The organism is Pseudomonas sp. H3_E04 (assembly GCF_054668915.1).
On record NZ_CP162797.1, the window covers coordinates 2,142,434 to 2,156,027 of the forward strand.

Genomic DNA, 13,594 nt, shown 5'->3' on the forward strand with positions numbered 1-13,594 from the left:
CATGCCTGCTATCCCTCTCGAACATGGACTGGCCGTCGCCGGCATCCTGTTCTGCCTTGGTCTGGTCGGCCTGATGGTCCGCCGCAACATTTTGTTCGTGTTGATGAGTCTGGAAGTGATGATGAACGCCTCTGCCCTGGCCTTCATCGTTGCGGGCGCCCGCTGGGCGCAGCCGGATGGACAGATCATGTTCATCCTGGTGATCAGCCTTGCAGCGGCCGAGGCCAGTATTGGCCTGGCGATCCTGCTGCAACTGTATCGCCGCTTCCACACGCTCGATATCGACGCTGCCAGTGAGATGCGCGGATGAACCTACTCTTTCTGACTTTCGTATTCCCTCTGATCGGGTTCCTGTTGCTGTCGTTCTCGCGCGGCCGCTTCTCGGAAAACCTCTCGGCGCTGATCGGTGTCGGTTCGATCGGCCTGTCGGCCATCGTCACCGCTTACGTGATCTGGCAATTCAACGTCGCACCGCCGGAGGGTGGCGTGTACACCCAGGTGCTGTGGCGCTGGATGTCGGTGGAAGGTTTCCAGCCGAACTTCGCGCTGTATCTGGATGGCCTGTCGGTGACCATGCTCGGTGTGGTCGTCGGCGTCGGCTTCCTGATCCACCTGTTCGCGTCCTGGTACATGCGTGGCGAAGACGGTTACTCGCGCTTCTTCTCGTACACCAACCTGTTCATCGCCAGCATGCTGTTCCTGATCCTCGGCGATAACCTGCTGTTCATCTACTTCGGCTGGGAAGGCGTGGGCCTGTGCTCGTACCTGTTGATCGGTTTCTACTACAGCAACCGCAACAACGGTAACGCCGCACTCAAAGCTTTCATCGTCACGCGCATCGGCGACGTGTTCATGGCCATCGGCCTGTTCATCCTGTTTCAGCAACTGGGCACGCTGAACGTCCAGGAACTGCTGGTACGTGCGCCAGAGCACTTCAAGGTCGGTGACTTCTGGATCGTTCTGGCAACCCTGATGCTGCTCGGTGGTGCTGTCGGTAAATCGGCCCAGCTGCCGCTGCAAACCTGGCTCGCGGATGCGATGGCCGGCCCTACCCCGGTTTCGGCACTGATCCACGCCGCAACCATGGTGACCGCCGGTGTCTACCTGATCGCCCGTACCCACGGTCTGTTTGCCTTGGCGCCGGACATCCTGCACCTCGTCGGCATCGTCGGTGGCGTGACCTTGGTACTGGCCGGTTTCGCCGCCCTGGTGCAGACCGACATCAAACGTATCCTCGCCTACTCGACCATGAGCCAGATCGGCTACATGTTCCTGGCGCTGGGCGTTGGCGCCTGGGAAGGCGCGATCTTCCACCTGATGACCCACGCCTTCTTCAAGGCCCTGCTGTTCCTTGCTTCCGGTGCGGTGATCGTTGCCTGCCACCACGAGCAGAACATCTTCAAGATGGGCGGTCTGTGGAAAAAACTGCCACTGGCCTACGCCAGCTTCATCGTCGGTGGTGCTGCGCTGGCCGCTCTGCCACTGGTTACCGCAGGCTTCTACTCCAAGGACGAAATCCTCTGGGAAGCGTTCGCCAGCGGCAATCAAGGTCTGCTTTACGCAGGTCTGGTCGGTGCGTTCATGACGTCGCTGTACACCTTCCGCCTGATCTTCATCGCGTTCCACGGTGAAGCCAAGACCGAAGCCCACGCCGGCCACGGCATTGCCCACTGGCTGCCATTGTCGGTGCTGATCGTGCTGTCGACTTTCGTCGGCGCGATGATCGTGCCGCCGCTGCACGGCGTACTGCCGCAAAGCGTCGGGCATGCCGGTGGCGAAGCCAAGCACAGTCTGGAAATCGCCTCGGGCGCCATCGCCCTGGCCGGTATCCTGCTGGCAGCGCTGCTGTTCCTCGGCAAGCGTCGCTTCGTCACGGCGATCGCCAACAGCGGCATCGGCCGTTTCCTTTCGGCCTGGTGGTTCGCTGCCTGGGGCTTCGACTGGATCTACGACAAACTGTTCGTCAAGCCGTACCTTGCGATCAGCCATGTACTGCGCAAAGACCCGCTCGACCAGACCATCGGTCTGATCCCGCGTATGGCCAAGGGTGGTCACACAGCCCTGAGCCGTACCGAGACCGGTCAACTGCGTTGGTATGCCGCCTCGATGGCTGCTGGTGCCGTGCTGGTGATCGGCGCCATCGTGCTGGTAGCGGTCTGATATGAACCTTGCGAATTTGCGAAAGGAAACGAGCCCGTCATGATTCTGCCTTGGCTAATCCTGATCCCCTTCATCGGCGGCCTGCTGTGCTGGATGGGTGAGCGCTTCGGCGCTACCCTCCCGCGCTGGATTGCGCTGTTGACCATGACCCTGGAACTCGCACTCGGCCTCTGGCTGTGGGCCCACGGTGACTATTCATTCGCACCGGCGCCGGGCGCCGATCCGACCTGGGCGCTTGAGTTCAAGCATGTCTGGATCCAGCGTTTCGGCATCAACGTGCACCTGGCTCTCGACGGCCTGTCGCTGTTGATGATCCTGCTGACCGGCCTGCTGGGTATCCTCTCGGTACTCTGCTCGTGGAAAGAGATTCAACGTCACGTTGGCTTCTTCCACCTCAACCTGATGTGGATCCTGGGCGGTGTGGTCGGCGTGTTCCTCGCCCTCGACCTGTTCATGTTCTTCTTCTTCTGGGAAATGATGCTGGTGCCGATGTATTTCCTCATCGCGCTCTGGGGTCACAGTTCTTCGGACGGCAAGAAAACCCGGATCTACGCAGCAACCAAGTTCTTCATCTTCACTCAGGCGTCCGGCCTGATCATGCTGGTGGCGATCCTCGGTCTGGTGCTGGTCAACTTCAACAATACCGGCGTGATCACCTTCAACTACGCCGACCTGTTGAAAACCAAGATGTCGATGACCACCGAGTACATTCTGATGCTCGGCTTCTTCATCGCCTTCGCGGTCAAGCTGCCCGTCGTACCGTTCCACTCCTGGCTGCCTGATGCACACGCCCAGGCACCGACTGCCGGTTCCGTCGACCTCGCCGGTATCCTGCTGAAAACTGCGGCCTATGGTCTGCTGCGTTTCGCCCTGCCGCTGTTCCCGAACGCTTCGGCGGAGTTCGCGCCGATCGCCATGACCCTCGGTCTGATCGGGATCTTCTACGGCGCGTTCCTCGCGTTCGCACAAACCGACATCAAGCGTCTGATTGCCTTCTCTTCCGTCTCCCACATGGGTTTCGTGTTGATCGGCATCTACTCCGGCAGCCAACTGGCGCTGCAAGGCGCAGTGATCCAGATGCTGGCGCACGGTCTGTCGGCAGCGGCACTGTTTATCCTCAGCGGTCAGTTGTACGAGCGTCTGCACACTCGTGACATGCGTGAGATGGGCGGTCTGTGGTCGCGTATCGCGTATCTGCCGGCGATCAGCCTGTTCTTCGCGGCGGCGTCGCTGGGCTTGCCGGGCACCGGTAACTTTGTCGGCGAGTTCCTGATCCTGATCGGCTCCTTCGCCAGCGCTCCATGGGTCACGGCGATTGCCACTTCCGGTCTGGTGTTCGGTTCGGTCTACTCGCTGATCATGATCCACCGTGCCTACTTCGGCCCGTCGAAATCCGACGCGGTGCTGCACGGCATGGACGCGCGCGAACTGATCATGGTGCTCGGTCTGGCGGTGTTGCTGATTTACCTCGGCGTCTACCCGCAACCGTTCCTCGACACCTCTGCCGCCACCATGCATGGCGTGCAGCAGTGGCTCGGCACCGCCTTCTCTCAACTCGCTTCGGCCCGGTAAGAGCGCTATGGAATTCACGATTCAACACTTTATTGCGCTTGCGCCACTGTTGATCACCAGCCTCACCATTATCGTGGTGATGCTGGCAATCGCCTGGCGCCGCAACCACTCGCAGACCTTCCTGATTTCGGTGGCGGGTCTGAACCTGGCCCTGCTGTCGATCCTGCCGGCTCTGAAAGTCGCGCCGCTGGCGGTGACGCCGTTGCTGCAGATCGATGCCTTCGCCTGCCTGTACATGGCGATGATTCTGGTTGCCACCCTCGCCTGCGTCACCCTCGCCCACGCTTATCTGGGTGATGGCGGTTCGGGCTACCCGGGCAATCGCGAAGAACTGTACCTGCTGATCCTGATGGCCGCCGCCGGTGGTCTGGTTCTGGTCAGCGCGCAGCACCTGGCCGGGTTGTTCATCGGTCTGGAACTGCTCTCGGTACCGGTTTATGGTCTGGTGGCTTACGCCTTCTTCAACAAGCGTTCGCTGGAAGCCGGCATCAAGTACATGGTGCTGTCGGCCGCCGGTTCCGCGTTCCTGCTGTTCGGTATGGCGCTGCTCTACGCAGACGCCGGTTCGCTGAGCTTCGTCGGCATCGGTCAGGCCCTGGCCGCGACCGGCCTGCCTAGCCCGCTGGCGCAACTGGGCCTGGGCATGATGCTGATCGGTCTGGCGTTCAAGCTGTCGCTGGTACCGTTCCACCTGTGGACGCCGGACGTTTACGAAGGTGCACCGGCGCCGGTGGCAGCGTTCCTCGCCACCGCTTCGAAGGTTGCAGTGTTCGCGGTGATGGTGCGTCTGTTCCAGATCTCCCCTGCCGCCAGCAGTGGTGTGCTGAGCGATGTGCTGAGCGTGATCGCGGTCGCCTCGATCCTGTTCGGTAACCTGCTGGCCCTGACCCAGAGCAACCTCAAGCGTCTGCTCGGTTACTCGTCCATCGCGCACTTCGGCTATCTGCTGATCGCACTGGTGGCGAGCAAGGGTCTGGCGGTGGAAGCCATCGGCGTCTATCTGGTGACTTATGTCATCACCAGCCTCGGCGCGTTCGGCGTGATCACCCTGATGTCCTCGCCGTACAACGGCCGCGACGCCGACGCCCTGTACGAGTACCGCGGCCTGTTCTGGCGCCGTCCGTACCTGACCGCGGTGCTGACCGTGATGATGCTGTCGCTGGCCGGCATCCCGCTGACCGCCGGCTTCATCGGCAAGTTCTACATCATCGCCAGCGGCGTCGAAACGCGTCAGTGGTGGCTGGTCGGCGCACTGGTACTGGGCAGCGCCATCGGCGTTTTCTACTACCTGCGCGTGATGGTAACCCTGTACCTGATCGAGCCAAACCTGCGTCGCCACGACGCCCAATTGCACTGGGAACAGAAGGCAGGCGGCGTGATGCTGCTGGCCATCGCTCTGGTTGCATTCTTCCTGGGCGTATACCCGCAGCCATTGCTGGTGCTGGTACAGCAGGCGGGTCTGGCGGGCTGATTGCTTCCTCAGAACTGGCACCATAAGAAACGGCACCTTCGGGTGCCGTTTTTTTTGTGTGACAGGCCGTGCCACACCTGATGCGCAGGCGACGACGCTGATTCGTCTGGTTCAGCGTTGTCCGCAGACGATCGAACAGCTCGCAGCTTTGGGTTGATATCGGATGGTTCACCCAAAGAAACGAAAACGCCTTTTCTCTTGCGAGAAAAGGCGTTGACTACCTCTGGTGCCTCACTGTTGTCAGCCACTGCTTCCGTCATAGCGGTTGCGGATAGTCAGACTTGCAGATTCGCCATCGTAGTAATGGACGTATGCCCAACCCTCGTAATCAGTAAGGTAAACATTGATTGGCTTGTCAGTCACTGCGACAGTCACCGGCACCCTGGCCGCAGGTTGCCCCGTAAAGGTGGAAGTTGCGCAAATGCCATACCTCCAATAAGAGGCGGAACCTCCCCATTGCTGAGGGCCGAATCGTTTAGATATCTTGACCTTGTTGTGGCCCAGAGACATTGGCAACACCGCCGAAATGAAATCCAGCGCCGGCACCGTCAACCACACTGCAAAGTCACCGGGGTTTGTGCTGTCGACGCAGTTCAATGTCCAGCTCACACCGTCCTCGCCGAGCTTCTGCGGGCTACTCGGGCTCACGGTAACGCCAAGATCGGCCGCCTGCGCACTTAACTCCAGTAGCACGTCCTGGCCCAACAAGAAACTGCTGTCCTGGGGTTGAACAGTCAATGTATGTGACGCCCCAAGGCAGGGGAAAGCCGACGCGCCGCCAAACACTTGTGGGAATCCGTCAAGATCAATCTTGACACCATCAACCCAGTCCTCCGCTTCCACGCGTCCCGGCAGTTCCCAGTCGCGCAGTATTGAGCTGGCCAGACTCAAACCGAAGAAACCACTATTCGCCTCTTCCGAAGAAATATACCAATGGACTGACGATCCTTTGTTTATCGTCTGCGGCATGCCCAGATCAGGGATAAAGGTCAGGCCACGCTCCTTCACACTCCAGAAGTTCTGCAACGTGACGGTAGAGCCAATCAAAACACTTTCGTCGTTAACCTTCAGCTCCAGCTTATAGGGCAGCTTCTTTTTCAACAGCACGAGATCGCTTGCGGCCAGGTCAACTCGCGCCCCGTCCAGAAACAGCTCAGCTGCCTGCGACCAGTCGTCTTCCAACATGGCGTTCACTTCATAGAGTTCGGTCAAGGCAACACCGGCGTTCTCCTCGGTGGCGTCGGCGAGGATTTCATGCTTGCCCGCCGTTTCAGGGGTATATCGATAGCTGGTCCACCCTGTTGCATCGGTGTGGGTTGTCTCCAGCGGTTCTTCTGTGCCGTTGATGCGCCACTTCACCTCTACATCGGCAGCCGCCTCCCCGGTGGTACCGGAGATCACCTGAACCCGCAACAGCACACTCTGCTCCGTGCCCACCACTGGCACACCTATGGCCGGATTGGCGTCACCGATGGCGTACCGGGTCTCGCTCACATTGAAAGAGCGAGCCTCGGTCCAGTCGGAACTGTCACCGTCGACCGTATGCCGAGCCTGCACGGCATAGTCTCCGAGCGACCACGCCTGCTTTGCGGTCCAACTCCATCGGGTTGAACCGTCGACACAGGCAAATTGTTCCTGGGGATCCTTCGCATGGCGCAGAACAATCTCACCTCCCGTTTCACCTGTACCTCGGACACTCGGATAGCGTGAGGTCTCGGAGTCTGCCCGTGGTGCCGTGATAACCGGGGTTGCAGGCGGCGCTTTGACCGTGAACCGATGCGGCGCGCTCCAATCGGACTCGACCCCGCCACTGGCTTGTTTAACCTCAAGGGCAATGGTGCCAGGCACCAAAGGGTCCACAACCGTGAACGTAAGGATGCCATCGGCATCCGCTGTGTCTTCGTGCAACGTAGCGCCTTTTTCAAAGCGAATGGTATGCCGCGCGCCTGGCAGGCCGGCGATCTCGAAGGTGGGAAATCTCGAAGTCCTGCCCCCCGCCTGCGGTTGCTGGATTCGCGGGGCATCTGGCCGGTCCGTCTCCCCCACGGTAAAGGTGCAGGGATCACTGGCGTCGGAGTCCATGCCGTTTACTGTTTGTATGACGTAGACGGTGTTTTCGCCGGGCGACCAGTCCTCCGCTGGTGTGAAGAGGCCGTCGGCCCCGCTCGGAGTGAAGTCGCCAGCCACCGGTGCGCCTCCCTCGGTGGACATTCGGACGGTGACGATACCTGCCACGATGCCGGTAATCGCTAGTGTCTGTGTTGCTAAGGCTGGCCGGGGCGGCGGTGTGATGGCTGGTCTGGATGGCTTCGCTAAGAAGAAGATGAGATCGCTCGGATCCGAACTTACCAAACCTACGAGTTGAACGGCCTTTACCCGATTGATACCTGGAGCCCAGTCCGAAGCTGGCATAAAAGTGCGCGTGCTTCCGCTGCCAGTGAAGTCGCCAACCACCGTTGCGTCTTTCTCTGTGGTCAGTCGCAGCGTGACGTTACCTGCTATGACGCCAGTAATGGTCAACGCCTGATTCGGCAGGGTCGGATCAGGCGGTAGAGTGATGGCCGGTCTGGATGGCTTCACTGTGATTAAAACAACATCGCTCCAAGATGAAGGAACGCCCCCAACGATTTGACGGACCTTGACATAGGTGGCGCCTGTAGCCCATTCCAGGGTTGGCGTAAAAATAAAGGTACCGCCGCCAGTGAAATCGCCAGCCACCGGTTCACCTTCCTGGGTGGACATTTGCAGCGTGACGTTACCTATCACGACGCCGGTAATAGTCAGTCTCTGTCTTGGTGAAGTCGGGATGGGCGGCCTTTCAATAACAGGTCTGTATGGCCTCACTCCAATGGAAACAATTTCGCTCGGATCCGAGGCCACGCCGCCTACAGTTTGGACGACCTTGACTCTGGAGCCAGCAGCCCAGTCCGAAGCTGGCCTAAAAGTACGCGTGCTTCCACTGCCAGTGAAAGCGCCCGCCACCGGTGCGCCTGCCTCGGTGGACATTTGAAGCGTAACGTTACCTGTCACGACGCCGGTGATGATCAGCGCCTGCCTGATCTCGGGTGGGCTGGGTGGCGGTGTAATGGCTGGTCTGGGTGGCTTCACTACGATGGAAACAAGATCGCTCGGATCCGAAGCCACACCCTCTACGGTTTGAACCACCTTGACCCGGGTGGTGCCTGCAATCCAGTCGGCTGTTGGAGTGAAATTGCGTATGTTGCCGCTACCGCTGAAAGTGCCTGCAACCTGTCCGCCTGCCTCGGTGGATATTTGCAGCGTGACGTTTCCTGCGACGACGCCGGTAATGATGAGTATCTGTCTTGCCGGCCCCGGATTGAGCGGCGGTGTAATGGCTGGTCTGGGTGGCTTCACTACGATGGAAACAAGATCGCTCGGATCCGAAGCCACACCCTCTACGGTTTGAACCACCTTGACCCGGGTGGTGCCTGCATCCCATCTTGAGATCGGCGTAAAAGTGCGTGAGTTGCCACCACCTATGAAACTGCCATCCACCGGTGAGCCTTCCTCGGTAGACATCTGCAACGGAACGTTGCCCGTCACGACGCCAGTTATCTCCAGGGTCTGCATGACCGAGGCCGGGCTGGGCGGCGGTGTGATGGATGGTCGGGAGGGCTTAACTGGAATAGAAACAAGATTGCTCGGATGCGAAGCCACTCCATCCAAGAATTGAACGACCGTGACCCGGATGCCTGCAACCCAGTCCGAGGATGGCGTAAAAGTACGCGTTGTACCACTGCCAGTGAAATCGCCAGCAACCGATGCGCCTGCTTCACTGAACATTTGCAGCATGACGTTACCTGCCACGACGCCGGTAATGGTCAGTATCTGTCTTGCTGAGGCAGGCTTGGGTGGCGCAGATATGGCGGGACTGGATGGCTTCACTGCAAGGGAAACAGGATCGCTCGGGTCTGAAGGCAAGCCATCTACAGTTTGAACGACCTTGATCCAAGTGAGGCCTGTTGCCCAATTCGCGCTTGGCGTAAAGGTGCGCGTATTGCCACTGCCAGTGAAACTGCCAGCCACCGGTGCGCCTGCAGCGGTGGAAATTTGCAGCATGACGTTGCCGGCAACGACGCCGGTAATAGTCAGCGCCTGTCTGACCGCCGACGGGTAAGGCGGCGTGTTGATGGTCGGTCTGGGCGGTTTGGGTTGCGGCACATACAAATTGTGACATTCAGCCCAATCACTCCAGATCCAGGCCTGCTTGTACCTGACTTTGAAATTGAAGTGCGCACCCAATCGATCGAAAGAAGTATCGGGCACCCAATGCTCCAGCTTTACCCACTCACCTTCTGACCCATGATGGTCAGTTGCTTCTCCCCAGCATTCAATTTTCCAACTGTCGGTGATTCCTCCAGGAGATATAGCGACGATATTGAAGCCGCCGGGCGACACTGTAGAGTTACTCGTCGGTGACAAGATCAACGGCGCCGGCCACAAGCCATTTGGCAGCAGCTCGTTTTCTTCATCCATTTCCATCGCTCCCATTCTCCTGACGCAATTGCCAGCGTCGAAGACGCGATTTTCGACTTCGACACCATCTGCGCGTACCTGTCAACTTTGACAGTCCCGACGAACGGTGGAGCGTGAAGTGGCAAAATCTCATTAGCTAGATGCATCTAAAAAAGTAAAATTCTTAACCAAATGATCTAAGCAGGACCCGTCGACCTGTCAGGTTTGACAGGTTACTAGCGGTTATTTTGTCGTTAATTTGATCCTGTCAGGCATTTCGGATGCCTCCCCTTCCGGCAGGAGAATCAAAGTCATGGCCGACGACACCCCCTCGCTGTTAAACGCCCTCATCAAGTTCGACGCTCCATTGAAAAAAGGCCGCAGCGACTTCCCCACAGCCATGCAACAAATGGGCTTCACGTCGGTTTTCGATATCGTGCGTTTATCCAAACCGGCGTTCGCTCGCCAGCTCGCCCGGTACAGCGACGCCGATGCCGACCTGGCCTACGACAATGCGTCGAAGTATGCGGCGCTGATCTCACGCTTGTTCCGCGAACACCAGACCTCTTCCGGCGCGTCTGCACAACTTGCTCATCGCAGTGGTATTCGTGCACTGGTACCGCAAGGCGCGACCTATCAACGACTGTTCAATGAGAACTGGGACGAGTTCGCCAAGGTCGGGGTCATTGCTGCCAACGACAGTGCCGTGGCCTATCTGGATGCACTGCGAAGATTTTCCCGGCAGTTGGAGGAGACCAGTAAAGATCCCGCGCGACTGCTGATGGATGAGCGTCGTCGTGATTTGAAAGACCTGTTGATCACCCGGGAAAGTACTTTTACCCCAAGGCCAATGCTGGAAATTGTCACGCAGGTGCTGGAGAGTCACTTGCGCACTCATCTGGATAGCAGTCCCGCCGACAAGAGCAAATCCACCCACCAGGTACTGGCCGAACGGCGCTATCCGTTCGAACTGCCCTACAACTTCTATCATCACCAGTGCCAACTAGGGCTGGCCGATAAAAAGCCGCGTCTGGGCGAACTGAGTTATCGGGCCAGTCTGTTGCTCCCGATAAAAGAGATGGCAAGCAACGACTACGGCCAGTTACAGCAACCGCCGCTACAGGCACAACGGCTGATGTGCGGGTTGAGTCCGCAACAACAGCAATTGCTGATCGAACCTCCGGTATTCAGCCATTTTTATCTGACCCGCAGTGATCTGCTCGAAGGCTGGCAAAGCCCACTGACCGCGTATCTGCGCCCGTATACCACGCCGAGCAAGTGTTACTTGCTGCCGTCGGGGCAGCCTGATGGGGTGGCCGCGAATCCGTTGGCGGATGGGCCAACAGATGCAGAGGGGGGCAAAACCGTTGTCTCGCTGACGTTTCGTAAAGAAGATAAGACCGAACCGGCCAGTATCGGTCTGAACTCCAGCACCTTGCCCGGGGCTGGATGGCTGGTCAATCGCCTGCACGCTGCAGGCCACTCCATCAGAGTGAACTTCAAGGCTGATGACATTCCAACGCCAACCGAACAGGGCTACACCGCCAGATTCGATCTGATTACCGCCACCGGAACCACCGCAGAACCAGTCCATCTGGCCAGACAACGCTTCGCCTTTACCCTGGATGACCATTACACCCTCACAACCACCGAGCAGGATTTCTTCAGAAAAGCCTATGGCATCGAAGTCACCGGCGGTTCGCCTGTATGGCAACTGATTCTGCTGACCGACTTCATGCAACACACCGGCCTGAACGCCGGACAGGTCGAGCAGCTTGTGGCCCGCCGCAGCTACGCAGGGCGCATGTCGCCCAACTGTCCATACCTGCATCCAACGCCCAACACAGTTGCACGTCGCAGTGCTACCAGGGAGGTTGTCGAGTTTCCTCATCCAAACCTTTACGGCGCCTGTTACGTCAATGGCACCGGCCCCGGCGCCGATCCGGACGGGAGCGAGCCGGATCCGCCATCTGAAACAGTCCTGCGTGACGAATCAGACACCGCCATAGGCCTGGACCAGATCGAATCGGGCGACAGCAAGCAATGGCGCCTGAGCAAAACCTCACTTGATCGTCTTGATCGCCTGCAACGGATGATTCGCCTGCAACGCTGGACCGGCATTCCTTTCGCCAGACTCGACACTTTGATCATCAGTGCCATCCGCGCTGAGGGTGAGGCAAACCTTGGCATGGAACTCAACGAAAACACCCTGCGTGCCTTGGGCGTCTATCGTTACCTGAGCCAGCGCTACAGCATCGAACCTGAAGAGTTCGCGGCGCTGATGCACGACCTCAGTCCCTATGCCAGCGGCAAGGACGCGGTGCCGATGTTCGATCAGGTGTTCAACCGCGTGCAGTTGTTCGACACACCGCTGATTCTCGATCAGACGCCCATCGATTTGGCCGCCCCCGATGCCGCGACGCAGAAAACCCTGCTGCAAGTCTGCGCCGGGCTCGGTGTGCAACCGACAGAAGACGCGCTGTTGTTGATTGCCCGTCAGACCGAAAAGCACCTGGGCACGCTCAAGCGCGACTTGCCCACCGTCTCCTCGCTCTACCGCCAGGCCCGGATTGCCCGGCTGTTCGGCCACTCGGTGGAAGATTTGCTGGGGCTGGCGGGACTTCTCGGCGGCTCGTCGTACAAAACCGTACTGGCCAGCGGTGGCTTGAATACACCGATTGCCGAAGCAAAACCGGACATCCTCGATGTGCTGATGCAACTGGATTGGGCGTTTGACTGGCTCAAGGATAGCCAACAGACCGTGCCCCAGTTACAGCAACGCCTGGGTAACGATGCGTTGGTAACTGCCGAAGCGTTGCAGAGCGAACATCAAATCAGACTGACTGGGCAAACGCCGCTGCCCGATGAGCTGCTCGCGCGCCTGAAGAAGTTACAGGACGACACGCGGCAAAGCCTTGTGACCGAGGCGCAAGTCACCGCGCTGGGTCTGCCGCTGCAGACCGATGGCAAACGCAAGCAAGCAAGAATCGACTGGTTCCGGCTGCTGGTCGAACACGAGCTGATCAGTGCTGATGGCCTGCTGTCCGGCCTTGATCATCCGCTGACGCTGGTGGATGAAAGCGCTGTCTGGTTGCGGATCGATGTGGATCAGGCACTCAAACTTCTCGAACTGTCTCCACAGGTGAAAGCCGCTTGCGCAGACAAAATCATCAAGTTCCTGCTCGAGGTACACGACCGCCAGGCGCAGTTGCTCGAAGGGCTGTTTCATGAAGCCGCCAAGCTGGCGCCGGATTGCTGTCGGGCGGTAATCCACTGGGCGTGGTCCTCGACCTACAACATCTTGCTGCAAGCGCTCGATGGCCCAGCGCCCTCCCCGGCGCTGATCGAGGTCTATCAACGGGTAGCTCGCCACGCCGAGATCGCCAGACAATTACGTTTGAGCAATAGCGCGCTGCGCCTGTTTTTAGTCAATCCCGCGTGGCTGGGAGGTTCGGAATACGAAGGCAGTAACAGCCAGCCCTCGCTTTCCGATCTCTACCTGCTCGAACGTTTCAGTCACTGGTTTCACAGTCAGAGCCAGTCCGAAGACAGTGTCTTGAGCTATTTCAGCTGCGCCAATCCGCCCAAGCCGCAATTGAAAAACAAGGCCCTGCGCCAGCTCGCCAGCGAAACGGCCAACGCTGCCCTCGCGCGTTTGCTGGAGTGGCCGGAGGCGGAAATTGCCGAGCTGACCAGCACCCTCCCCGCTGAACGCGCGACTTCCATGGCCCACGTCGACTGGGTACGTCGTTGCCAGGCCGCTTGCACGGCCAGCGGCTTGTCAGCCAAGACGCTGTTGCAAGCCACAGCATTGGGTGAGGCAAGCGATCTGCTGGCCTGGAAGGTCGTCGGTGAGGCGGTCATGGCGACCCACTCTGCTCCTGACGTTTCACGTGACAACGCATAAGGAACGAT

General features: G+C 59.0%; 6 protein-coding genes and 1 pseudogene. 6 read left to right on the forward strand and 1 reads right to left on the reverse strand.

From position 1 onward, the window contains the following. Position 1: 1 nt before the first annotated feature. From nuoK to AB4N53_RS09640, 5 genes and pseudogenes are all read left to right on the forward strand, one after another. On the forward strand, positions 2 to 310 hold the full coding sequence (gene nuoK, locus AB4N53_RS09620) for an NADH-quinone oxidoreductase subunit NuoK (protein ID WP_003180046.1): 309 nt from the start codon (positions 2 to 4) through the stop codon (positions 308 to 310). Next, a complete protein-coding gene (gene nuoL, locus AB4N53_RS09625) occupies positions 307 to 2,160 on the forward strand; it encodes an NADH-quinone oxidoreductase subunit L (RefSeq protein WP_024013419.1) in 1,854 nt (617 codons plus the stop codon). Before nuoK ends, nuoL begins: the two co-directional genes overlap by 4 nt. 39 nt (positions 2,161 to 2,199) lie before the next feature. After that, complete coding sequence (gene nuoM, locus AB4N53_RS09630; RefSeq protein WP_016775285.1) at positions 2,200 to 3,732, forward strand: NADH-quinone oxidoreductase subunit M; 1,533 nt, start codon at positions 2,200 to 2,202, stop codon at positions 3,730 to 3,732. 7 nt (positions 3,733 to 3,739) lie between these two features. Next, positions 3,740 to 5,203, forward strand: coding sequence for an NADH-quinone oxidoreductase subunit NuoN (gene nuoN / locus AB4N53_RS09635; RefSeq protein WP_101159113.1), 1,464 nt, complete (start codon positions 3,740 to 3,742; stop codon positions 5,201 to 5,203). Positions 5,204 to 5,267: 64 nt separating this feature from the next. After that, a pseudogene (locus tag AB4N53_RS09640) lies at positions 5,268 to 5,360 on the forward strand (transcriptional regulator); the annotation flags it as partial. Positions 5,361 to 5,443: 83 nt separating this feature from the next. Here AB4N53_RS09640 and AB4N53_RS09645 read toward each other — a convergent pair. Continuing rightward, on the reverse strand, positions 5,444 to 9,700 hold the full coding sequence (locus tag AB4N53_RS09645) for a hypothetical protein (RefSeq protein ID WP_460145116.1): 4,257 nt from the start codon (positions 9,698 to 9,700) through the stop codon (positions 5,444 to 5,446). A gap of 292 nt (positions 9,701 to 9,992) precedes the next feature. Between AB4N53_RS09645 and AB4N53_RS09650 the strand changes: the two genes are divergently transcribed. After that, a complete protein-coding gene (locus tag AB4N53_RS09650) occupies positions 9,993 to 13,586 on the forward strand; it encodes a Tc toxin subunit A (protein ID WP_460120095.1) in 3,594 nt (1,197 codons plus the stop codon). Positions 13,587 to 13,594 lie beyond the last annotated feature (8 nt).